Source organism: Fibrobacter sp. UWB10 (assembly GCF_900182935.1).
GTDB classification, from domain to species: Bacteria; Fibrobacterota; Fibrobacteria; order Fibrobacterales; family Fibrobacteraceae; genus Fibrobacter; species Fibrobacter succinogenes_O.
In genome coordinates, this window is the sequence record NZ_FXUE01000002.1 from 336,194 (window position 1) to 360,066 (window position 23,873).

At 50.0% G+C, this 23,873-nt stretch carries 19 protein-coding genes; 15 read left to right on the forward strand and 4 right to left on the reverse strand.

Annotation, left to right across the window (positions count from 1 at the left end; translation table 11 throughout):
• Positions 1-346: 346 nt before the first annotated feature.
• The 15 genes from QOL41_RS06025 (at position 347) to QOL41_RS06095 (ending at position 19,342) form a co-directional block, all read left to right on the forward strand.
• Positions 347-2,986: a rhamnogalacturonan lyase family protein gene (locus tag QOL41_RS06025; RefSeq protein ID WP_283429024.1), complete on the forward strand. Its 2,640-nt coding sequence runs from the start codon at positions 347-349 to the stop codon at positions 2,984-2,986.
• A 67-nt stretch (positions 2,987-3,053) separates the two neighbouring features.
• Positions 3,054-4,913, forward strand: coding sequence for a GDSL-type esterase/lipase family protein (locus tag QOL41_RS06030; RefSeq protein ID WP_283429025.1), 1,860 nt, complete (start codon positions 3,054-3,056; stop codon positions 4,911-4,913).
• Between the two features lie 3 nt (positions 4,914-4,916).
• On the forward strand, positions 4,917-6,785 hold the full coding sequence (locus tag QOL41_RS06035; RefSeq protein WP_283429026.1) for a GDSL-type esterase/lipase family protein: 1,869 nt from the start codon (positions 4,917-4,919) through the stop codon (positions 6,783-6,785).
• Between the two features lie 17 nt (positions 6,786-6,802).
• Positions 6,803-7,240: a hypothetical protein gene (locus QOL41_RS06040; RefSeq protein ID WP_173654044.1), complete on the forward strand. Its 438-nt coding sequence runs from the start codon at positions 6,803-6,805 to the stop codon at positions 7,238-7,240.
• A 2-nt stretch (positions 7,241-7,242) separates the two neighbouring features.
• A complete protein-coding gene (locus QOL41_RS06045; protein ID WP_283429027.1) occupies positions 7,243-8,304 on the forward strand; it encodes an NAD-dependent epimerase/dehydratase family protein in 1,062 nt (353 codons plus the stop codon).
• Entirely contained in the window at positions 8,294-9,049 is a 756-nt protein-coding gene (locus tag QOL41_RS06050; RefSeq protein ID WP_283429028.1) for a glycosyltransferase family 2 protein, read from the forward strand. Before QOL41_RS06045 ends, QOL41_RS06050 begins: the two co-directional genes overlap by 11 nt.
• 563 nt (positions 9,050-9,612) lie before the next feature.
• Positions 9,613-10,416: an FISUMP domain-containing protein gene (locus QOL41_RS06055; protein WP_283429029.1), complete on the forward strand. Its 804-nt coding sequence runs from the start codon at positions 9,613-9,615 to the stop codon at positions 10,414-10,416.
• Positions 10,417-10,457: 41 nt separating this feature from the next.
• Positions 10,458-11,369: an AAA family ATPase gene (locus QOL41_RS06060; protein ID WP_283429030.1), complete on the forward strand. Its 912-nt coding sequence runs from the start codon at positions 10,458-10,460 to the stop codon at positions 11,367-11,369.
• A 34-nt stretch (positions 11,370-11,403) separates the two neighbouring features.
• Entirely contained in the window at positions 11,404-12,651 is a 1,248-nt protein-coding gene (locus tag QOL41_RS06065) for a fibrobacter succinogenes major paralogous domain-containing protein (protein ID WP_283429031.1), read from the forward strand.
• 76 nt (positions 12,652-12,727) lie between these two features.
• Positions 12,728-13,861 carry a DUF58 domain-containing protein gene (locus tag QOL41_RS06070; protein ID WP_283429032.1) on the forward strand — a complete coding sequence of 378 codons (1,134 nt, stop codon included), beginning with the start codon at positions 12,728-12,730 and terminating at the stop codon, positions 13,859-13,861.
• Positions 13,858-15,903: a DUF4129 domain-containing transglutaminase family protein gene (locus QOL41_RS06075; protein WP_283429033.1), complete on the forward strand. Its 2,046-nt coding sequence runs from the start codon at positions 13,858-13,860 to the stop codon at positions 15,901-15,903. Before QOL41_RS06070 ends, QOL41_RS06075 begins: the two co-directional genes overlap by 4 nt.
• A gap of 61 nt (positions 15,904-15,964) precedes the next feature.
• Positions 15,965-16,795, forward strand: a complete 831-nt coding sequence (gene dapB, locus QOL41_RS06080) for a dihydrodipicolinate reductase (RefSeq protein ID WP_088627742.1) — start codon at positions 15,965-15,967, stop codon at positions 16,793-16,795.
• A gap of 15 nt (positions 16,796-16,810) precedes the next feature.
• Positions 16,811-17,827, forward strand: coding sequence for an ABC transporter permease subunit (locus QOL41_RS06085; protein ID WP_072797323.1), 1,017 nt, complete (start codon positions 16,811-16,813; stop codon positions 17,825-17,827).
• Positions 17,828-17,899: 72 nt separating this feature from the next.
• On the forward strand, positions 17,900-18,913 hold the full coding sequence (locus QOL41_RS06090; RefSeq protein ID WP_283429034.1) for an aminoglycoside phosphotransferase family protein: 1,014 nt from the start codon (positions 17,900-17,902) through the stop codon (positions 18,911-18,913).
• Complete coding sequence (locus QOL41_RS06095) at positions 18,914-19,342, forward strand: PTS sugar transporter subunit IIA (RefSeq protein ID WP_283429035.1); 429 nt, start codon at positions 18,914-18,916, stop codon at positions 19,340-19,342.
• A 36-nt stretch (positions 19,343-19,378) separates the two neighbouring features.
• Here the strand turns inward: QOL41_RS06095 and QOL41_RS06100 are convergent, their stop codons facing one another.
• Genes QOL41_RS06100 through QOL41_RS06115 form a run of 4 tightly spaced genes read right to left on the reverse strand, consistent with a single transcriptional unit; the run spans position 19,379 to position 23,839 of the window.
• Positions 19,379-20,824 (reverse strand): capsule assembly Wzi family protein, encoded by a 1,446-nt coding sequence (locus QOL41_RS06100; RefSeq protein WP_283429036.1) that lies wholly within the window; start codon positions 20,822-20,824, stop codon positions 19,379-19,381.
• Positions 20,818-21,783 carry a glycosyltransferase family 2 protein gene (locus tag QOL41_RS06105; RefSeq protein ID WP_283429037.1) on the reverse strand — a complete coding sequence of 322 codons (966 nt, stop codon included), beginning with the start codon at positions 21,781-21,783 and terminating at the stop codon, positions 20,818-20,820. The genes QOL41_RS06100 and QOL41_RS06105 overlap by 7 nt, the downstream gene beginning before the upstream one ends.
• A complete protein-coding gene (locus QOL41_RS06110; RefSeq protein WP_283429038.1) occupies positions 21,780-22,898 on the reverse strand; it encodes a glycosyltransferase family 4 protein in 1,119 nt (372 codons plus the stop codon). The genes QOL41_RS06105 and QOL41_RS06110 overlap by 4 nt, the downstream gene beginning before the upstream one ends.
• A complete protein-coding gene (locus QOL41_RS06115) occupies positions 22,898-23,839 on the reverse strand; it encodes a glycosyltransferase (protein ID WP_283429039.1) in 942 nt (313 codons plus the stop codon). Before QOL41_RS06115 ends, QOL41_RS06110 begins: the two co-directional genes overlap by 1 nt.
• Positions 23,840-23,873: the final 34 nt, after the last annotated feature.

Sequence of the window (23,873 nt, forward strand, 5' to 3'; positions counted from 1 at the left end):
TTTGAAACGTTTTTGGCGGCGTTTAAGGCTTTAAGGAGCTTGTGTTTTAATTTGAAACAAGGTGCTTTGCTTGTGACGGGCTTGCGGGCGATTCCGTAATTTTCCACACTTGACGGCATTAGTGAAAAAATGTAGACTTTTTATTTTTATTACAATTTTTAAAAATGCCAAATTGTCTAGAAAATTTTTAAAATAATGTGGACTTTTTATAGATTTTTTGATTATATTTAGAAAAGGAATTGCTGTAGAGTCTTGTTGTCTAAAGACTACAAATAAGAATAATTTGCGTTCTGTTTTGAACTTTTAGAAATAGATTAGCAGTAAGGCCATAGAAAATGGAGTTTATATGGGTATTGGTTTAAAAACATCGACGATTTTTGCAGGAGTCGTGCTGGCGTTTGGGCTTGCATCTCCGGCTTTTTCTGCTAACCGCCAGATGGAAAATCTTTCGCGCGGTCTTGCTGTCACGAACACGGGCAAGGGTATGCTCGTGAGTTGGCGCCTTTTGGGTACCGACGCTCCGGACGTGGAGTTCAATCTCTATCGTGATGGCGAGAAAATTGCTTCCGTTGGTAAGACGGGTGGCACGAACTACCTGGACGCCGCCGGCAAGACAACTTCCAAATATACGGTCGCGGCAGTAGTTGGCGGCAAGGAAGGTGCCAAGCAGGGTGTTTCCGTGGTGCTCGACAAGACGGTCTCCAACAGCGGAAAGTCTTTCCCGTATAAGACGATTAAACTGGAAGTCCCCGCGGCACAGACGATGCCCGACGGCGAAAAATGCACGTACACTCCGAACGATGTGAGTACGGCCGACCTCGACGGCGACGGCGAATACGAACTGATTTTGAAATGGGATCCGTCTAACGCTCACGACAACTCGCAGACGGGCTATACGGGTACGGTATTCATCGATGCCTACAAGCTCGACGGTACGCGCCTTTGGCGTATTGACCTCGGTAAGAATATTCGCGCGGGCGCACACTACACGCAGTTCCAGGTCTTTGATTACGATGGCGACGGCAAGGCCGAGATGATCGTGAAGACTGCCGACGGCACGATTGACGGTACGGGCAAGGCGATTGGCGACAAGTCGAAGGATTACCGCGACGCGAGTGGTACGATTCTTAAAGGTCCTGAATACCTGACTGTTTTCCGTGGCGTAGACGGTGCCGCGATTTCGACCGTTACGTACGAACCGAGCCGTGATATTAACCAGCACGTGAAGGGCAAGGATGCCCATGGCTACTGGGGCGATAACTACGGCAACCGCTGTGAACGCTACTTGGCTGCAACGGGTTATCTGGACGGAGTGCACCCGAGTGCAATCTTTGCACGTGGCTACTACAGTTCCTCCTATGTGGCGGCCTATGATTTTGACGGTAAGGACTTGAAGCTCCGCTGGCTCCACAAGTCGGAATATCCGGGCCAAGGCCTGTACGGCGAAGGAAACCACAGCCTTCAGGCGGTGGACCTTGACGGTGACGGCTACGACGAAATCTTTTTCGGGGCTGCGGCCTTGAACCACGATGGAACGCTGCGTTACCGCACGGGCCTCGGTCATGGCGATGCCCATCACATCGGTGATCTGGATCCGGATCTTCCGGGGCTTGAATCCTGGGACGTGCACGAACACAAGGATGCCCAGTACACCGAAGAAATGCGTGCCAATGATGGCAAGATTATTTGGGGCACTCCGCAGCCATCTGCCGAAGGTGTCGATAATGGCCGTGGCATGGCGGCGGACGTTGATTCTGAATATCGTGGCTATGAAATGTGGTCTGCAAAGGGCGGTGGAATGAAAACCGCCAAGGGCAAACTCATTGGAACGCCTGCAGTGTCTCAGAACTTCCGCATTTATTTTGATGGCGATGAGTATGACGAACTCTTGGACGGCGCTTTTGTGACCAAGTTCAATTCTACGTCGAAAAAATCCGAAACTTATTTCGATGGTCCATCTGCCCTCGGTGTTACCGGTTGCAATGGCACCAAGAATACCCCGAGCCTTGTGGCCGACCTCTTTGGCGACTGGCGCGAAGAAATGGTAGTGCGTAGCGAAAAGGATCCGACGTTGCTGTACATCGTTTCGACCCCGGTAGAAAGCAAACTTCGTGTCTACACGCTGATGCACGATGCCACCTACCGCACGGCGGTTGCGTCTCAAAATACGGCCTATAACCAGCCGTCGCACCTGGGCTACTACTTGCCCGACATGGTAAAGTCGCTCAAGCAGCCGAGCATCTTCGTAGTGGGCGAGGACCCGACTCCTGCCGACACGACCCCGGTGGTGAACAACGGAAAGTCCGAACTGGATGCCTCTACCCCGAAGGATGGCAAGGGCTGGACTCAGAGCGAAAACGAAGGCTTCCTCAAGAACGGCTACTATAACTTTGACAATGCGCTTTCGAGCTACGGCACTTGGGAAATCTTCTCGAAGACCGAGGCAAAGACCACGCTTACGGTGCGCTTCACGAACGGTGGGAGTACTTCCCGCAATATGGCGGTTACCGTGAACGGTGCTTCTGCCGGCACGATTAGCTTCCCCTCGACAGATGCCTCCTGGACGACTTATTCCGAGGCGAAGATCGACGTGAAAATTGTCGCTGGCGTGAATACGATTACGTTTACCTCGATGACAAGTGACGGCGGCCCGAACTTTGACATGTTCACTTTCGGTATCGACGGTGTAGAACTCTATGATGGTACGCAGAAGATTGATAATCCGACTGCACTTGCGGTAATTCCGTTCAAGAATGGAGTCTCCTTCAATCCTTCTACGGGCGTGCTCTTTACACCCAAGGCTGGCTTTGCGGAAGTCTACTTCTACGATATGTCCGGCGCAATGCGCATGGGGGTGTCGCGGAACGTGAATGCAGGCTCTACGACGATTTCGCTTGACCGCGAAATGCTTCCGAAGGGAACTTATCTCGTTAAGGTAATGCTTGACGGAAAGGCTGTTTCGACGAAGAAATTCTCGAAGCTATAAACACCTCACTGCCTAGCCTTGGTCTTTCGAATGTTGGACCGGGGCTAGGCGATTTTTGATTTTGGTTATGAAGATGTTTAATAAAATCTGGCAATCTGCCGTAATCGCATCGATGGTCGTCGCTCCGCTCACATGGTCGGCAGTGGCTATCTACATGTGTGGTGACTCCACCATGCAGGACTGGGCCGAGGGTTACTACCCCAAGCAGGGGCAGGGCCAGGATTTCCATTTTTGGTTTGATCCGACCAAGGCTACGGTCGTGAATCGCGGCCAGGGTGGCATGTCGCTCGGTGGCGGCGGTCTTGACAAGAAGGGTAATACCGCTGTCGGCTATTACGACATGTTCTTCAAGAAAGGTTGCTCCAATGGCAACTGCATCGCTGAAAAACTCAAGGCGGGCGACTACGTCGTGATCCAGTTCGGTATTAACGACGTGAACTACAGTACCGAAGATTTCTTTGCTTCGAACATGAAAAAGATGGTGAGCGATGTCCGCGCGAAGGGCGCTTACCCGATTATTATGAGCCCGATTCGTCGTAAGTATTACGATTCTCCGACGCAGATTCATAACAGCTACCGCGGCTACCCGGCGCTCAATAAGAGCCTCGCCGAAGAACTCAACGTGCCGTTTATCGACATGAGCGAAATGGTCGCGAACTACATGATTTCTGTGGGTGAACGCTATGCGGAACAGTATGTCTTCAATTATGCGACCAAGTCTGAATACAGCAACTTGGGAAGCGACCAGACTGACGCCGTGCATTTGCAGATGAACGGTGCGAACGCTTTCGGTCGAATCATTACCGAGCAGATGCGCGCCCACAGTGACCCGATTGTGAAAAAACTCGGTGACTATATGGCGCCCATGTACCAGGTCGAAGTCAAGGTGAGTCCCGAAGGTGCTGCCGAAGCGACTTCGATTAACGCCTATTACCCGAAGGGCATGACCGTGATGCTCAAGACTATTCCGAAGAGCGGCAAGAAGTTCTTGGGCTGGTACGATGGCAACGGCAACAAAGTGGGTGCCCCGAGCCGTTCGAACGTGAAGTCTCCTTACATTCATACGTTCGTGATGGGTAGTGCCTCGACGCAGTTCACGGCGGTTTACGAGGGCGGAACGGCGCAGAAATATACCGGCGATGGTGCTGCGTTAACTGCGTTCCCGACCACGACTCCGAAGAGCCTTGACGATGTGACCTTTGTTCCGTTTACCCCGATTGAAGGCAGCACGCAGGATACGGTGAAAATTGACAAGGATATCAAGAAATTCTTTGATGCAAGCACTCCGGATACGGCTGGAATTGGCTGGACTCAGAACGAATGGACTGGCTTTACGGGCGAAGGCTATTACAATCTGGATAATACGAATGCCTCGTTTGCCGCATATAAGGTCAAGTTCCCAGGCGCAGGCTACGTGACGCTTGCGGTGCGCTATGCAAACGGCGGATCGTCGGATCGTATGTTCAATGCCTATTTGGACCATGACTACCTCGTGAGTGCACCGCCGACGGGAGGTTGGGACAAATGGGATACCGCCTACGTGGTGATGGATGCCCCGCAAGGTGAAGCCGAACTCAAGATTATGTCGCTTACAAGCGATGGCGCTCCGAATCTGGATGCCTTCGGTTTCAGTATCGACGGCGTTTGCCGCGTAAGCGAAGGCTGCGAAGAACAGGATACTTCGAAAACAGCTATTGCAATGGCTTCTACGCAGGTTGCATTTGCTCAGTTGAATGGCAATGTTTTGAAAATTAATGGCAGTAATGCCCGTATTGATGTGTTCGATATGCGCGGTCGCTTGATGGCTCGCAAGATTGCGGGTGGTGAAGTTGACTTGTCGAACTTGGTGAAGGCAAATGGCCTGTACCGCGTTATGGTTCGCCAAGGTAGCGCCAAGTATGCAACCACATGGGCAAAGGTGAGGTAGGCTATGAAGGGTGTTTTAAAATTCTTCGTTGCTGCCGCCATTTTTGCTGGCGTTGCCGTGAGTGATTCCACTAGTTTCTCTATCTACGTGGTGGGTGATTCAACTGTTTGCACTTATAAGGATAATGCTTATCCGCAAACGGGTTGGGGCCAGGTTCTTGGCTATTTCTTTGATGCGTCTCGCGTGAAGGTGAATAACTATGCCATCGGTGGCCGCAGTTCTAGAACCTTTATTGAAGAAGGCCGTTTGGACGAAGTCAAGGGCAAGCTCCAGAAGGGGGATTACCTGTTCGTGCAGTTTGGTCATAATGACCGCGACTACAGTAAGGCTGCCCGCTATGTGGAACCGTCGCAGTTTCCTGGCTACATCCAGAAGTATGTGGATGCTGCGCAGGCAAAGGGTGCCAATGCAATCTTGATTTCGCCGATGAACTTGAACGGTAGCCGTAACGTGTTCTCTACGGGCGACAAGAACTACGATGCTCGAGGCATGATGCAGACGGTGGCGAAGAACAACAAGGTTCCGTTTGTCGATTTGAACATGAAGTCGTACAACACCTACAATACGACTTACAAGAACATGCCTGATTACGTGACACGTTATCTGTACAAGAAACTGGAGAAGGGCGAATATCCGAATTACCCGGATGGCGTGAACGATGGAACGACACATTTCCAGGAGATGGGTTCCATGGGCCATGCCCAGATGATTTGCGAAGAACTTGAAGAAAATCTCAAGAGCAATTCGAATCTTTCTGCCGACGCAAAGGCGGCGCTCACCACGCTTGTTTCTACTATCAAGAAACGTTACACCATCAAGGTGCAGACAAACCTTTCGAATTACAACGGTCTCATCACGCAGACTCAGTATTTCCCGGCGGGTTCCCCGATGACGCTCCGCGTGACTCCGAACGGTCAGACCTTCGAAAAGTGGGTGGACGACGACTGTAACGAAATCTCGAAGAATATGATTTATTACGGTTTCAAAACCAAGGCCCGCAATATCACTTATACGGCGGTGTTCAAGGGCGGTTCCGAATGCAAGAAAATTGCTCACGATTCCGAAGAACAGGGTGGCGACAATCCGACTTCTTCTAGTTCTGAAGGGCCGGAATCGTCTAGTTCCATTGATCCGAAACTTTGCTTTGACGGCACCGCTGATGCGGCGTGGCCTTCTCCGATTGATATGTCGAATCCTGAAATTGCAGATGGCTTGACGGAATCGAACCATGAGGGCTATACGGGGCAGGGCTTCTTCAATATTGAAAATAGTGCTTACAGTACCGCGACTTATAAGTTGACTTCTGACCAGTCGGCCTCCAATGCCCGCGTCATGATCCGCTATTCGTTCCAAGGCAATTCTAACCGCGATATGAAATTCACGATCGATAACGGAACTTACGATGTGGCTTTCCCCTCGACGGGCAGTTGGGACAAGTGGGATACCGCTTATATCGAAGATGTTTGGGTGGATGCTCTTGACTTTAAGATGAAGATTGCCTCGACGACAAGTGACGGCGGCCCGAATATCGATATGATTGCCTTTGATATGAAGGGAGTGTACCGCACGGGTTGTAAGCCTGCTAAGGTTGAAAACGATGTGGAATCTTCTAGCAGCACGACTTCTTTTGTGAATCCGATTGCCTCGGGCGTTTCGTTTGATGCTCGTCATTTGACTGTTTCGACTCAGGGTGGTTTAATGGATGTCCAATTGATGGATGTCATGGGCAAAACCTTGAAACGTGAAGTCCGAAATGTGGCTCCGGGTACGGTTTCTCTGCTTTCTGATGGTGAAAAACTTGCTAAAGGTCGCTATTTTGCAAGAATTTCGCTTAATGGGCGGCTCTTGCTGGTGCAACCTTTTGTATATTAAGAAAAAACGGAGGCTTTATGAAGCTTTTTAAATTGATTACATCTGTGTGCGCAGTGTCTGCTGCATTTATGTTTGTTGCATGTGACGATTCTTCGTCTGCAAGTGCCAATGACGACGAAAAGCTTGATTGCTCGGTTTCTGATGGCGTGAAAGTTGTTTCTCCCAAGAAGGGCGATTCCTTCAAGATGGGCGAAACCATCACGGTGGTTTACGGTTCTGATGTACAGGGCTCCGGTTACCGCTTTGTGTTCAAGACGTCTGAAGAAGATGCCGGTATCGACATGCTCGAAGAATCTGCCGGTCCTGAAAAACCGGACGGAAAGACTTGCTATGAACAGCAGGTGAAGCTGACTGAAGATGTCGCTGAACCGACCGAAACGGCTATCATTCGCGTGATTCCGTACGAAAAGACCTCCAAGGCTGGTAATTCTGCCACCTTTAAGGTGACAAAATAGTCTTGAACTCGACTTTAAAATTCGAAGACACCTCAATCACCGTAGCCCTTGTGGGTTGCGGTGGTTTTATTGGTAGTCACCTTTTGCGCGCCATTTTTGAACGCACTAGTTGGCGTGTTTTTGGCGTGGACCTGGATTCGTACCGCATTCAAGAACATTTGACGAATCCTCGGTTTGAATTTTTGAGCGCAGACCTTGCTGACCCCGAGGTGGTAGCGCGCATTGCGCAGTTCCCGGTAGTGGTGAACTTGGCGGCCATCTGTACGCCCGGTCGCTACATGGCCGAAGCGGCCGAGGTGATTCGCAGCAATTACGATCATCCGCGTGTATTGGCTGATGCTTGTGCCAAGAGCGGTAGCTGGCTGATTCATTTTTCGACTTCTGAAATTTACGGCAAGACGGCGGCTGATTCGGGCGCGCTTTTCGAAGACGAGTCCGAAATTGTGCTTGGGCCGGTAGCGGCAAGTCGCTGGAGCTATGCGACAGCGAAACTCTTGACCGAACGTTATTTGGCAGGGCTCGCGGGCTTGAATTGGACGGTAGTCCGCCCGTTTAATTTCGTGGGCCCGTTCATGGACTTTATGCCGGGAGTCGATGGCGAAGGAATCCCGCGTGTGCTTGCGAATTTTTCGACGGCGCTTGTACGCGGCGAAACGCTTAAGCTTGTAAACGGCGGCTTAGCCAAACGTTGCTTTACCTCGGTGCACGATGCGGTAGACTTTATGTTCTGCGTATTTGCGGCGGGCGAAAATCCGGAACGTCGTGCTGGAGTGCTTTCGCAGGCTTTTAATGTGGGAAATGCCGCAAACGAAGTTTCGATTGCAGAACTCTCGCAGTTGATGCGCTCGGTGTATGCCGAAGTCAAGGGAATTCCTGAAAGTGCGGTTCCCGGAGTCGAAATTGTTTCGGGCGAAGAATATTACGGCAAGGGCTACGATGATTCGTTGCGCCGCCTGCCTTCTGTCGAAAAGGCGGAACGCTTGCTTGGCTTTAAGGCGAAAATTCCGCTGAAAGAAGCTCTCGAAGAATCGTTGGCCTGGTTTGTGGGGCATTATGAAGTGTGACCATTTTATTTTTGTCCCCGCTTATAATGTAGCTGATACTCTTGCCTCTGTCCTGCAAAAAATTTCCGACGAAGTTTGGAATACATCGGTTATCTTGGTGATTGATGATGGCTCTGTTGACGATACCCGCGGAGCCTTTGAAAACTTTGTCGCGACACTCGATAGTAATAAAAAGTCAAGGCTGCGTTACATGCGCTTTGAACTGAATGCGGGCTATGGCGCTGTGGTTAAGAAGGGTATAGCCGAGGGGCTCCGTTCTGGTGCCGAACTCGTGGCATGTTTGCATGGCGATGGACAGTACCCGGCAGAACAGCTCGATGAATTTTTTGACTATCTCAAGACGGTCAACCATGTTGACCACGAAGACGAAAGAAAGTTTGCCTTGGTTCAAGGCTCGCGTCTCTTGACTCGCGGTGGTGCAAAGGCGGGAAATATGCCCTTGCACAAGCGTGTTGGCGGTGCCTTCTTGACGGCTGTTGAGAACCTGGCTTTTTACCAGAAGTTGACAGATCGTCACAGCGGATTTATCGTGTATGATTCGGAATTTTTGAGGACGCTTGAACTCGATAAATTGAGTACATCGTTCGATATTGATCTCGAAATTATCTCGATTGCGGATTCTTTGGGCTACAAGCTTGCGGAACTCCCGATTCCAACGCGTTACGCCGGCGAAAAGTCGAACTTGAACGTCTTTACCTACGGTCTGCGCGTTTTGCGTCAGGTTGTTCGCCGTTTTGGCACTTAGCTTTTTTATAATTACTATGGAAAATACCAATTAGGGAGCGAATAATGATTAATAGAAATATTTTTTGCATACTTGTGGGCTCGTTGATTTATGTGACGATGTTTTCTGCCTGCGGTGATGAAAATACGTATATCGTGGATGATCAGTATTCGGGAATTGAGTCTGTTGAAAATTTAGATTCATGTTCTGTAGATAATGACAAAAAGATTGTATTTCTTTTAGACTCTTCTTCCTTTTGGTCTTGTTCTGAGGGAAAATGGATTCTAGTCAATTTAGTCTTTGATAAACAATCGGTAAAGGATACGGTCCTTGTTAAGGATACTCTTTATTTAAAGGATTCGTTAATATCTAGAGACACGCTGTACTTGTATGATTCGTTAGTTATTAAGGATACGATAGCCTACAAAGATTCTGTGTTTTCGTATGACACCCTAGTTGTTAAGGATACACTCTTCGTTAAAGATACTGTTCTTGTGTATGACTCCCTAGTTGTGAAGGATACGCTCGTTTCCAAAGATACTGTGTTTTCTTATGATACTTTGGTTGTGAAAGATACGCTAGTTTTGAAAGATTCAATCTATTTTGTCGATACAGTCTATTCGTTTGACACCCTTGTTGTGAATCATTACGATACCTTACGTGTTTATGATACGAATACGGTTGTTTATGTTCCCAAGTATGATACTGTTACTACGGAATTCTTGAATCAGGAAATGCTTAAGAATGGTGATTATGGAATTCTTGTGGATGAACGGGACAATAAGGTTTACAGAACGATAAAGATTGGAACTCAGACTTGGATGGCACAGAATCTTTCGTATGCCGATGGTGGAGTAACAAGCTATTGCCGAAATAATTCTGTTCAAGGCTATGGGGATGAGTATTGCCGTCGTTTTGGACGCTTGTATACATGGGCTGCAGCACTGAATTTGGATGATATGTACAATTCTAATCGTGCAACAGAATCAGATGGCTCGGATAAGTACTTGTATCATCCTGCACAGGGACTATGTCCTGATGGTTATCACATCCCGCAAAAGTCTGAATTCGAGACGCTTATAAATTATGTGGCTGCCCAAAATACGGTTAACAACGTCAAGACGGGCGTTTCTCCATCACTTGAATCGGTTAATGGTTTATGGGATATACCTGCCGGTGATTCTTATCCAACGAATACCACGGGTTTCTCTGGTGTGGCAAATGGTTCTTTATTTAGTGGCTACTCAGCAACGCTTTCGATGGTTTCGTCTACGGAAAACTCGGCTACCACCTTTACAGTGTATACATTGCACCATTCATCGACTTCTTTCAAAATCGAAGCCCATGAAAAAGCGAGTTTCATGTCTATTCGTTGCGTAAAGAATTGATGAAAACAAGTTTTATCAACTAAAAAACATATATTTAAAGCATGGTTAAAGATTTAATTCATGCTTTGAATGGGGTGCTGCTCGGAAAGTCTGAGACAGTGGAACTTTTGGTGATGGCGCTGCTGGCCGATGGTCACGTGCTGGTGGAAGATGTTCCTGGCACGGGCAAGACCACACTTTCGAAGGCGCTTGCGGCCGCAATTGGGGCTGACTTTGCACGAATCCAGTTTACGCCGGATTTGCTGCCCGCTGATGTAACGGGCGGTGCCGTATTCAAGGCGAATACGGGTGAATTTGAAATTCGTAAAGGGCCTGTATTTACGCAGGTGCTCCTGGCAGACGAAATCAACCGAGCCTCGCCGCGTACGCAGAGTGCTTTGCTCGAAGCTATGGAGGAGCGCCAGGTTTCGTTGGAAGGCGAGCGCTTTAAACTGCCGGAACTCTTTATGGTGCTTGCAACCGAGAATCCGGTGGAATTCCACGGCGTGTTCCCATTGCCCGAAGCGCAGATGGACCGCTTTATGGTGCGCATTTCGGTTGGGTATCCGACTGCAGAAACAGAGCTTGAAATTTTGCGTGCGCATCGCAGCAGTCGTCCGATTGACGCTTTGAAGGCGGTGACGACTCCCGAAGAAATTTTGAAGGCTCGCGCCACGGTGCGTGATATTCATATTGATGAATCGCTGGAACGTTATGTGATTTCGCTGGTGCAGGCGACGCGTAACGACGGCAGCGTGCGCTTGGCGGCAAGCCCGCGTGCAGGCATGAACTTGGTGCGCATGGCGCAGGCGTGTGCGTATGTGAACGGGCGCGACTTCGTGAATCCAGACGATATTCAACGTGTGTTCTTCCCAGTGATGGAACACCGTGTGTTCGCTAAGGATAGCGGCGATCCCGATGCCAGCAAGAAGATTTTGCAGGGAATCCTGAAGCAGGTCAATATACCCAAATAACACTGCAAAGACGGCTTTCGATAACGGAATCTTTATGAAAATTATATTGCCGTTTTGGGTGGGCTTGATATTTTTGTTTGTGGCTTGCAGCAATGCTGATTATGAGGCTTTAGAAGAGTCTCCTTTTGAAGCTGCTGATAAGGCTATGCAAGATACGAGTGTCAATGATGAGAATGAATGGCTCGAACCAGTTGTAAGTTCTAGTAGTAGCGGTGACTCTGTATTGTATTTGCCGCTAGATGATGCTGCTGAAGAAAGAAAAGTAGATTCGCTGATTCATCTTTATGATGATGTGTTGTTTGAACCGGATACCCTTGAGTTAGATAGCGTTGAATCAGACAGCATCGAACCTGGTAATAATGAACCTGACTTGGGTTTGCCAAGTTGCTCGATTGAAAATGAAGGCGAAATTGCTCGAAGTGTTAAGGATGAAATGTATTATGTCTGTAGAGATTCTGAATGGGTCTATGCATTAGTTTCAGAGTATGATACATACGGTGAAACTTGTACCTTGGCTGATGTCGGAAAAATCATTAATGGAGCCGTGTCTGACTACAGTAAATATTACTGCACGGCAAATGGTTGGATTGATTATGTGGATTGGAGTTGGGAAGTTCCCAAAGAAGCTCGGTTGAATCCTGAAATAAGCTATGATACTTTAGTAGATCCTCGTGATGGTAAGGTTTATAAGACGATAAAGATTGCCTCTCAAACATGGATGGCAGAAAACTTGAATTATGCGGATAGCGTTAAAACGGAAAGCTTAAAAGGGAACAATTGGTGCTATCATAATGATACCATGAACTGTGATGTAGTGGGCCGTTATTATACTTGGGCTGCCGCTATTGATTCTGTCGGGTTGGCTGAAAATGAAGCTTTGGATTGCGGCTATGGAAAAAGATGCTGGCTACCGGACACTATTTATGGTATTTGTCCGCCGGGTTGGCACCTGCCAAAGGAAAAAGAATGGTATGCATTGTTAGATGCCTTGGGCGGAAAGGATATTGCCGGTAGAGTGCTTAAATCTCAAAGCGGTTGGTTCCTTCATGGTTGCGGAACAGATTCTACGGGCTTTAGTGCTTTGCCTGCTGGTAGAAAATTTGTTGATGATTATTTTGATTACGAAGGTCTTATTGCGTATTTTTGGAGTTCCTCGGAGTATACAGAAGATTATGCACGCTTTATGGGCTTGACCTATGACCATTATTGGGAGGCTTTCATGTATACTCATAAAAAGTCTTACGGTTTTTCTGTTCGTTGTTTGAAAAATTCTGAAATCTGAGTAAAATCGAATGCTTACTTTAGTTAAATGGCTGTTGAACGCGATTCCGCGGGCCCCGAAAAAATCGGGGATTTTGATGGCTGTTTACTTTTGGTGGCTAGATTATTTTACTCCGGCGGGTCGTGCATTTGCTTCGTTATTTTTGCTGGCGATGTTTGCGGGGGCGGTGCCTGGATTTTGGGCGGCCTGGATTTTTGCGGGCATTGATTTCCTGCTTTTCTTGGGACTTGTCTTTAGCCTTTTTGTGACGGCGAAGCGGAGCAAAATTGCGGTTGAAAGCGTGTCGGTGAATCGTGTGCGCGAAGGCGAAACGGCTACGGTGACGGCGTATGTGGCGGTGCGTTCGACGATTGACTGCGTGACTTTGGGGGCGAACCGTTTGCCGCCCTCGCTTACAGGCTTTGAATCGGACCGCGAGAAGATTAAGAAGGGCGAGCCGCCGCGCAAGATGGAATGCCAAGTGCGCACGACGCGCCGCGGCTCCTTCATGCTGAATAAGGTCTCGGCGAATGTGCCTGAAATTATGGGCCTTTTGCGCTGGCCTTATGGCTTTAACGGCTCGGTAGAATTGCTGGTTTACCCCCGTGCGCTCAAGGTGCAAGAATTTCCATTCCTGACGCAGGGCGCTTCGGGCATGGCATTTGCGCCCTTCTTGATGCCAAGCCTTACCCGAGGCATGAATTTTATCGGCGTGCGGCCTTACTGCGAAGGCGATTCTCTGCGCGATTTGCACCATAAGGCCTTTGCCCGCTACGGCAAACCTTTTACGAAAGAATTTGAAATCGAGCGCGGCGCAGGCGTGATTTTGCTTTTGGATACGGCGACTCCGAATTTCAAGTCGCGACAGTACTTGGAACATGCAATTCGAATGACGGCGGCAGTGGGCGAGTGGCTCTTGAACCGCGAAATTCTCGGACGATTCTTTATCGATAGCGAAGAAATTGCCTTGGATGGCGGTAACGAAAGCCGCAAGAATTTGCTGGATGCTCTGGCGAGAATTCCGCCCGCATCGCTTGCGCACGCAAAACAGCCCGCACCTTGGGCTCCTGCGGCGCGCCCGATGGATCCGGTGCTTCGCATCGGACTTTACGAAAACGATGAACCGCTTGTGAACAAGCATGTCGTGGTCGGAACGCAGCCTGCTTCGACCGAAGATAAATTGCTGGTGATTTCGCCTGAAGATTGCGAAGGCGAGAGGGTGACGCTATGATGGCGAGTGAGAAAGTAGACATTCGCTACGCCTTTAAGGTGCTGTTCCTTTGCCTGGCTTCGGTGAATTTGGGTCATACGTTTGATTTCTTGTGGCTCGGCCTTTTGTTTGCAATTTACTTTGTGGTCATCGGTGTGTTGAATGCGACGCGTCGCCGCGAATTTGCGAAACGCCCGCGTTACAACAAAATTTTGGCGTACGGAGCGATTGTCCCGCTTGCGCTTTTCTGGGTGATGACGCCTTCGGTTGAAAACGGCGTGTCGCCTTATTTGATTTTCTTGCCGGGAATTTACTTGCTGTATTTGGCGGCGTTGCAGGAACGGAGTCGCGGAAACGGAGGCTTTGAAGTTTTTGTCGCCTTCGATGGCGTAGGTGCTTTGCTCTTTGGAATGTACATGGTGCCGCATGGCTGGGGCTTTGTCGGACTTGTTGGATTCTTGCTTGCGCTTTGCGCTTATAGCCGTCGCGGAACAGCGCCTTACAAGTACGGACTCTTTTTGCTCGTGATTGCTGCTCTCGGTGCAATCTCTTACGGCGGTTGGCAACATTGGAAATCGCAGCGTTACCGCTACGGTGCGAAAATGGCCGAAGACTACTACCAGCGCGAACGCATGATGGGCTTTGATCCGGTCGCTGCCTTGGGTAGTTTCGGGAGCAATTACAATTCCCGTTATAATAGCCAAGTCGTGTTGCGCGTGTGGGATAAACAGCCGTCAAGATACTTTAAGGCGGCTAGCTACGAAAAGTACGTGGCGGGCATTTGGAAATTGCCGACACAATTTACGACAAGACTTTATCCGGCCTACTATCAGGTGGACTATGCTGTGTTTGAGACTGCGGATTCGCTGACGAAGGCCGATTCCTTGCGTGAGGTGGAACAAATCTGGGTTCAATCGACGCTGGATAACTTTGGCTTTGTGTTTGCGCCCTATGGTGCCGTGGGCTTTGCGGCAAAAGATGTGGACTCGTTGACCTATTATTCGGGCGGTATGGTGCAGGGCCTGAATGGTAATGGAAAACGCTCTGACTGGCATTATTTTAAATGTTGGCCTGTTTCGGCGGAGAATGCGCCGGAGGCTTGCTCGCTGCCGGATTCTTTGCTGGCTCCGGGTGATGGCGACTTGATGGTAGGCGAGCGGTATTTGCCGCTGATTGACTCCGTGATTGCGGCGATGGACTTGCGCGACTCTGCGGCGGTGGATTCTGCAGCACCTGCAAAATCGATGCCGGATTCGCTAGTGTTGCAAAAAATGCTTGCCTATTACCTCACGAACTTTACCTATTCGCTTACGGTGCCGGGAATTACGCGCTGGGGTGGTGCGAAGAATGAGCCTTTGGCGATTTTCTGGCGCGAAAAGCAGGGCTTCTGCGAATACTATGCGACGCTTTCGGCGTTGGTGCTTCGTCGGCTTGGAATTCCGGCACGGTATGTCACTGGCTTTGCAAATCCTGAGATTGTCGAGGGCTTGCCTTATAGCATTTTCCGCCGCAAGCATTCGCATGCATGGGTCGAAGCGTATGTAGATAATCGCTGGGTTATCTTCGACCCGACGCCTCCCATTTTGCCGCAGTTTGTACAGGCTCCCAGCTGGTGGAGCGTCAAATGGGAGGGCGTGCGCGGGCGTTTCGCCCGCGTGATGCATGCTCTTAAAGAAGGCGAGTGGCGCCGCGTTGTCGATAGCTGGCAAAATCAATCGACCGCCCTCTTGGAAAGTCCGATTCTGTATGCAGTGCTGGTGATTCTTGTTGTTGGCTTTGCGGGGCGCAAGATTTATATTGCGTATAAATTAATCTCCAAGAATCGCGCTTATGTCTCGGCGCGGTCTCTAGAATGGGTAAGCAAGCTGAACCGCGCCGAGCGTGATTTAGCCCGCGCCGGCTTTAGACGGGAGCCCGGCGAAACGGTCGGCAAATTTGCGGCTCGTGTTAGGATTGCGCTTTCACACCTCGCCGAGGACCAAACCCATCTCAAAAAAATCCAGAAGGCTCGCCAGGCCTTGTCCATTCTCGACGAGTACGAATCAAACCGCTGGAAATTCTAAGTTCTAAGTTCTACCAACTAAGTTCTTTTTCTATCTTTCCTCCCAAAAACTAGGAGTTATTATGTCTGTACAAGTGATGGTAAATGGTATTCCGGGCAACATGGGCCGCATTGTGGCCGAAACCTGCGTGGCCCGCGGCCTCGAACTCGTTCCGTATTCTCTGACGGGTGAAATTATCGTTGAAAACGAAGCCGAAGTCGCCGGCAAGACCATCCAACTTTTGAAGCCGAGCAATCGTGAAGCTCGCATTGGCGAAGTTCTTGAAAAGTATCCGAACGTCATTTGCATTGACTATACGCACCCGACGGCCGTGAATGACAACGCCGCCTTCTACGTCAAGCACAAGATTCCGTTCGTGATGGGCACCACCGGCGGTGACCGCGAAGCGCTCGCCAAGCTCGTTGCCGATGCAAATCACCCGAGCGTGATTGCTCCGAATATGGCAAAGCAGATTGTCGCTTTCCAAACGATGATTGAATTCTTGGCTAAGGAATTCCCGACGGCATTCAGCGGCTACAAGCTCTCCGTGGTCGAAAGCCACCAGAAGACCAAGGCCGATACGAGCGGTACCGCACGCGCCGTGGTGGGTGACTTCCAGAAGATGGGTTTTGACTTTACCGTCGATGATATCGAAAAGGTTCGTGACGAGAAGGAACAGATGGAACGCATGCACGTGCCCGAAGAATACCTCGGCGGTCACGCATTCCACACCTACAGCCTTGACAGCGCTGACGGTACGGTTCACTTTGAATTCCAGCATAACGTGTGCGGCCGCAAGATTTACGCCGAAGGTACTGTGGACGCCGTGAACTTCCTCGCTTGCCACATTGCAAACGGAACGGCAAGACCCTTCAACATGATGGACGTGCTCCGCTCCGGCAAGATGCGCTAATCGCATTGTAAGCTCATGCGTTCTTATATCCTCCGCCGCTTACTTTTGATGATCCCGACCCTCATCGGGATTTCTCTGGTATGCTTTATTCTTATCCAGCTGTTGCCGGGTGGACCTGTGGAGGAAATGATTTCGCGTGCGCAGCAGGCCGCTGCCATGAAGGGCGGGGTAGATGCCTCCAAGGCGCTCTCGCCCGATCAGATTGCGCAAATCCAGGCGTACTTCGGTTTTGACCAACCCGCCTGGAAGCGTTACCTGACTTGGCTCTGGAATGTTCTGCACCTGGACTTGGGCTCTAGCTATACCTATGGCCTCCCTGTGTGGGACGTGATTACGAGTCGTTTCCCGATTTCGCTGTTCTTTGGAATTACTTCGTTTTTCTTGAGCTACCTGGTTTGCATTCCGCTTGGCCTCTGGAAGGCGGTGCATCACGGAAGCAAGCTGGATTCCCTTTCTTCGGGCGTGATTTTCTCGGGCTACGTGATGCCGGGCTACGCTCTCGGTATTTTGCTCATTATCTTCCTCGCGGGCGGTTCTTACCTCGACATTTTCCCGCTGGGAGGTCTCACGAGCGATGACTTCGAGGACTTTACCTTCTTCGAAAAGATTGTGGACCTCGGACATCATTTGATTCTGCCGATTTTCTGCTACATGATTAGCGAATTTGCGTTCTTGACCTTCCTCATGAAGAACTCCGCACTGGAAGAACTGGGCAAGGACTATATGCGCACGGCTCTGGCGAAGGGCATGAGCTTTAACCAGGCGCTCGTCCGCCACGCGCTCCGTAACGCCCTGATTCCCATTGCCACGCGCCTTTCCGAAATCTGCACCCTGATGTTTGCGGGTGCGCTCCTTATCGAAAAGGTCTTCGATATCGACGGCATGGGACTGCTCTACTACAACTCCATGGTGAACCGCGACTACAACGTGGTCATGGGCGTCATCTTCCTCAGCAGCTTGATGGCGATGATTGGCCGCCTTTTCAGCGATATCCTCTACACGCTCGTAGACCCGCGTATCAAATTCTCGTAATAAGAAAGCTTTTTTATTGCCACACGGATTCGGTTCCACTAGCGTGGAATCATTTTTTTTATATTGGAAGGCATGAGTAACGAAATTGTTTCGCCTGTTATTGAAAAGTATTTGAAGTCCCGCGGCTATGCCGATTACGAAGTCACCTCTATCGCCGGTGCCGGTTCGGGCCGTAAATATTATCGAATTGCCTCTGGCAAGCAGAGTGCTGTGCTGCAGGTATCTGCCTCGGTCGATGAAGATTTTAAGCGTTTTGTGGATTATGCCGAAGCTTTCAATTCCTTCGGACTTCCGGTTCCTAAGATTTATTGCGTAGACGAAGCTTCTTGCTCCGTGCTTCAAGAAGACCTGGGCGCACACAATTTGCTCGACAACATTGTTTCGCCGGGGTCCGAAAAGAAAACGGGCAACGTTCGCATTCTTTACCCCGAAGTCATTGATTCTTTGATCAAGTGGCAGAACATTTCTCGTTCGCTGTTCAGTTCCCGCTCTGACCTCTGGCTGCGTCGCTTTGATTTCGCTGCTCTCAAGTGGGAAACGGACTACTTTACTGAAAACTACCTGAAGAATTTCAAGGGCATTGCTGAAATCCCCGAATACGTGCGTCAGTTCTATTCCTTGATTGCTGTTTCTGTGGAAGCCCAGCACAAGGTCCTGATGCATCGCGATTTCCAGAGCCAGAACATCATGGTGAAGCCGAATTCCGAAATCGCCTTCGTGGATTTCCAGGGCGCTCGCCGTGGTGCCATGTTCTATGACTTGGCCTCTCTCTTGTGGGACCCGTACGTAGAACTTTCTCTGACCGAAATCAAGGATTTCTTTGAATACTGGCGCGTTTCTTATCGCGAAACCAAGACCTACACCAAGGACGACGCTTGGGAAGCCTTTATTCACGCTAGCTTGCAGCGCGTGATGCAGGCCATGGGCGCCTACTGCTTCTTGAGCAAGGTGAAGGGAATCCAGAAGTTTGAACAGTACATTGAACCGGGTAAGCGTCAGTTGCGCGTAGTCTTCGATGAATTCAAGAAGATTGCCAAGGCTACATCTCCGAAGACCTTCGACTTCATGGACAACGCACTGGTATAAATGCAGCCAATCTACGTAAAACACTATGCAGAATCCGAGTCCTTTGCTAGGGCTTTGGGCTTTGCTTACGATGCCTTGGTGCATGGCCCGGTCAAGTTCGACCCCATGGCGACATGGAAGTCTTTGTCGGAACGCGTGTCCCAGGGAATCTATATGGGCGAGGGCCTGCTCTTGCCGCATACCCGCGTGCCTGGGCTTCCGCAGCCTCTGTTTGCTTTTGCTGTTTGCCCTAAAGGATTTACCGATATCAAGGTGAAAGAAGGGCAAGTGCCGCAATACATTTGCTTGCTGCTTTCTCCGGCGGAGTCTGCAACGTGCCATACACAATTTATTGCAGGCATTGCTCGCAAACTGCTGAATCCAGAGTGGCGTGCGAAGGCGTTGGCGGCAACAACTCCCGAACAGCTGAACGCATTGTTTGAAGAATAGTCTCTTTCTACTTCTTTCTGCTTACTGCCAACTGACTTAGTACTGTACGCTTCCGCCGACCATGGCACGGAATCCTTCGTAATCGCCAAAGTAACGGTCATAGCCCGCGCGGAAAGTCATCCAATCCCACGGCTTGATTTCGATTTTACCGCCGACTTCCGCGTAGTGCAAGGTGGTATTTTCGTTCAAGAATTTCTTATCGGTAGCGCTTTCGGGCGTGTGCATGTCGGTGATGTTTCCGCCGAAGGCCGTGTCTTTTGCGACGGCGCTTGCATGTAGCGTTCCCTTGAACAAGGCGTCTTTCAGCATGCCGCTTTCAACCTTGTAAAGTCCGCTGACTTCGCTGTAAACTTCGCGACTGTTCGGGCCGAGATCGGTGCCGAGACTTTGCGAGTAACTGCGGTAAGTGTAGCCGCCGCCCTTGTGGTGCGTGTAGACCCACGGTTCTACGCGGGTGTATTCCAGGTACCAGTTCCAAAGCGTGCTGCCGAGCTTAAGGCTGTCGCGGGCAATGCCGACCGAGGTGGCCCACTTGTTGCCCCACCAGCCGTCGTCAAACATGCTCGTGGGCGATTTCATGTCGTCCCACAAAAGTTCGCCGTAAAATTCCCAATGCGGAATCGTCTTCACGCTCAAATCGAACGCGAGCGAAATGTTGTCCTGGTCGCCCTGCAGGTGTTCCTGGAAAACGTAAGGAATGAACGGAATCACGTAAGCCCATTCGAATTCGCGGCCGGTGCTGTCAGCGTCTTCGTTCGGGTTCGGGAATTCTTCGGTGGTGCTTCCGTAGAGTGCCGTTTCCGAAATACCCAGCGTAATGTCCTTGGGCAAGTTCAAATCTAAGCGGTGTACGTGCATGTATTTGCCGAAGTTCTTCTTTTCGAAAAGCTTCATGGCGTACTGCGTGTAAACAATCGGGCCTAATTCAAATTGGTAGCCGAAATACGGCGTAGGTGCGGGCTCGTAAATGCGGCTCGTAGAATCTTGCCACGGGCGGTAATTGCTTTGTTCGCCGCGCAAAATCACGTGGTTTCTGCGGGCGGGTCCCATGCTCAAATAATCAAATCCTGCGAGCAGGCGAACGGCATCCAAGTCATAGCTGGCATTAGCTGCAAAAAGGTCCCAAGTGCGCTTGTTGTCACTCTGCTTGTTGTAGGGGATTCCTTCGCTCGGGTTGTAAAAGTTGTCGTAAATGTCCTTATTCGTGTGGTCCGTGCTCACCTTGACGCGGGCGTTGAACAAGAATCGTTCGGTAAAGTGCCCGTTCAAGAACAAGCGCACCGAAGCCGAATTGTCGTAATGCGTGGGCGCATTCGTCAGGTTCGTAATCGCAAGGGAATCAAGCAACTGCGCGGTAATATTCACCTCGTGGTGGCGCGCAGAATCGCTGAACGTAATATGCGGATTTGCCCATGCAGCGGTAAACGTTGCAAGTGTCGCTAAAACCGTTAATTTACAAGAACTCTTCATAATCCTTACCATAAAGCAGCCTTCAACAAGGCCAAGTGGTGCACAAGGTACTTTCTCTTTTCGCTAGAACCGATGTGCGGAATAGCCGACGCAATTCGTACAGAACTGCGCAAAATGCGGAATGCCTTTGAAAGCAAAAGTCCGTGCATGCCAAAATGCTTTTTAAATACGTATTGCTGGGCGCGGTCGTGCTGCAAGGCGCGGCTCGTGTTGCTTTGCGCAGAGCCTCCGCCCAAGTGCGTAAGCTCGATATCTTTGCAAATAAAGAATCTAGTTCCTAACTTGCGGGCGCGCAGGGCGAGGTCGGCATCTTCGTAATACATGAAAATCTTTTCGTCAAAAAAGCCGCCTTCACTTGTTAAGGCGTTGTAAAGCTCTTTGCCGAACATCCAGCATACGCCGCTGAGCCAATTCGTTTCCAAAAGGTTTTCTTGCGCGGTCTTGCTCGGCTTGCCTTGCAAAATTTCGGCGGCGCCTTCTTCGTTGCGGAGCGCATTCGTGAAGAACTTCAGGCTTCCGATTCCTTCGGGGCCAAGGCCTGCAAAGTAATTCGGCTGGTCGCTGCCGTCTTTGTTCTTGGTGCTTGGCGCTATAACGGCGTAAGCATTTCCGCTTTCGCGAGCGAGCGCTTCTGCCTTTTCCCATGCTTTTTGCAAGCGGGGGAGCATGTTCGGCAAGAATCGCGTGTCGTTGTTCAGCAGACAAATCGAATCGAACGATTCTCCGTCGCCTAGCAATCCCTTGATGGCCAAATTATTGGCGGCTCCGAATCCAAGATTCTTGTCGCTCGGGTAAACATGAACTGTCGGGAATTCTTTGCGCAAATGTTCTACCGTGCCGTCGGAGCTGGCGTTGTCGGCGATGGCGACTACAAAGTGCTCGCTGTCCGTGAGTTGCGCTGCCATATCGCTCAGGCAGTTCCGGGTCATTTCCCACCCGTTGAAAGTCACTAGAATGACGGCGGTTCTCATGCGGCACCTCCGCGAGAACGGCCCAGTCGTTCAAAAATTTCCACTAACTGCTTCGCCGAATTTTTCCACTGGTATTTTTCGAGAATGGCTTTGCGCTTGTCTTCTTTGTCGCTCAAGAAATCTTGCTGCCTGTTTAAAAAGGTTTCAATTGTTTGCGCAATCGATTCTGGATTCTTGGCGTCAAAATAAATCCCGCAATCTTCCGCGATTTCTTCCATCACGGAGCCCTTGGTGGTTAACACCGGCGTCTTGTAGTTCAGCGCTTCCAACACCGGGAGCCCGAAACCCTCGTACACAGAAGGGAATATGACTGCGGCGCTGTTGGCGTACAAGTTCCGCAGTTCGTCGTCGCTCACGAACCCTAAATGCTGAATGTTCTTTGCCACCGGCGAATTTTGCAACAGGCTGTTTTCGGAACTGTTTTTCCACCCCTTGGGGCCCGTCATGGTAAGCGTTACCTGAATTCCCTTTTTGTCGAGAATTTCAAGTGCCTTCACCAGGTTGCCGAAATTCTTTCGCGGCTCTAGGCTTCCGACAAAGAGCAATCCTTTTCTTTGTGGGTTCGCACACAAAGGCGTGACAACGCAATTGATCCCACAAGGGACTACTTCAAGCTTGTCCTGTGCTATGTTTGGGTGAAAATGCAGAAGTTCGCTTTTCGTAAAATCAGAATTGACCGCGACCACGTCGGCTTCTAGAATCGATTTCTCGCCGATATGGTTGTTAATCCAGCGGACCGATTTGCGCATGGTTTCAGGAAAGCGCTTGTATACGAAATCATGAACCGTCAGAACTTTTTTGCAGTCAGACTTGCCCAAGGGCAGCGTTTGCTCCGGTCCCCAGAAAACATCAATCTGGTGTTGCTTGAGCAGGCGCGGGAGCGTCAGTTGCTGCCAGAGAATGCCCGGAATTTTCTTTTGAAATGCGAATTTTCCGGAATAGGGGCAAAGTTTGAAATTCTTGTTTGTAATCGTGTATTCGATTGCATGCGGCGAAAACAGAAAATATTCGTTTTCGTTGTCGATTTCCTGGAGCGCATCTAACAGGCTAATCAGATAGCGGCCGATGCCGCTATTGTTATAGCGTAAACACTTGATGTCGATTCCGATACGCATTAGTCTTTTTTCCAAATCTTGCGTGCAAGCGGCAGGCCAACAGCGGTAAATAGAATGCGCTTCAGGGTAACAGCGGCGGAATCTTTCAAGAAAAGTTCTTTACGGTGCTTGGCAATCCACAGCAAACGGAGCGGCGAAATGGCGCGCGTGAGTCGCGCCTTGGTAAGGCCTAAAAGCTTTTTGGCAAAGCGAATCTCTTTTTTTGTGAGCAAGAGTTTGCCTGCGTTATCAAGGATAGTCTGAATCCATTGAATCTGGGTTTCAAGCGTCTTGCTCATCGAAGGCGCTGCCACACCGCCTACGGCGTTGTTGCCATGAATACGGTATTGCACAACAGGTGTGTCGATGGCGGCAATTCCGCCTTGTCTGTCGGCAATCATCGCAATCCAGCGGTCATGAACGGTCACACCCTCGGGAATCGGGAGAATCGTCTTCAGCAATGCGGCGCGGAAAAGTGAAAGGCAACCCGTCACATTGTTGATTCCCGCAATTTGCTGTTCCATCGAAATTTTCTTTTCAATCTTCGAATAGCTGCGCCAAGATGTGGCCATGATTTTTCCGTCGGCGTCAACCACTTGGGCATCTCCGAAAACGAGAGCTTTGTCCAGGATTTCTTTTTCGAGTAATTCCTGCTTTTGCGGGAGCCAAATGTCGTCTTGGTCGGCAAGCGCTATCAAATCGCTATCAGTTACTTGCGGCTGCGCCAGTTCCAAAGCCTTCGAAAACGCGGCGCGGTGCCCGGAATTCTTTTCGAGAATTGTCACTTGCAGCGGCAAGCGATTCTCATAGCTCTTTAAAATCGCGGGCGTATTGTCTTTTGAACCGTCATCGACGGCGACAATAAAGTCGGCTTGCCTAGTTTGCGCCACAAGCGAATCAAGCATCTGAGAGAGATACTTTTCGCCATTGTAGGTCGCAAGGACTATGCCGATTTTTGCCATACTCTGAATATAGCAAAAGTTCCTGTTTTAATAG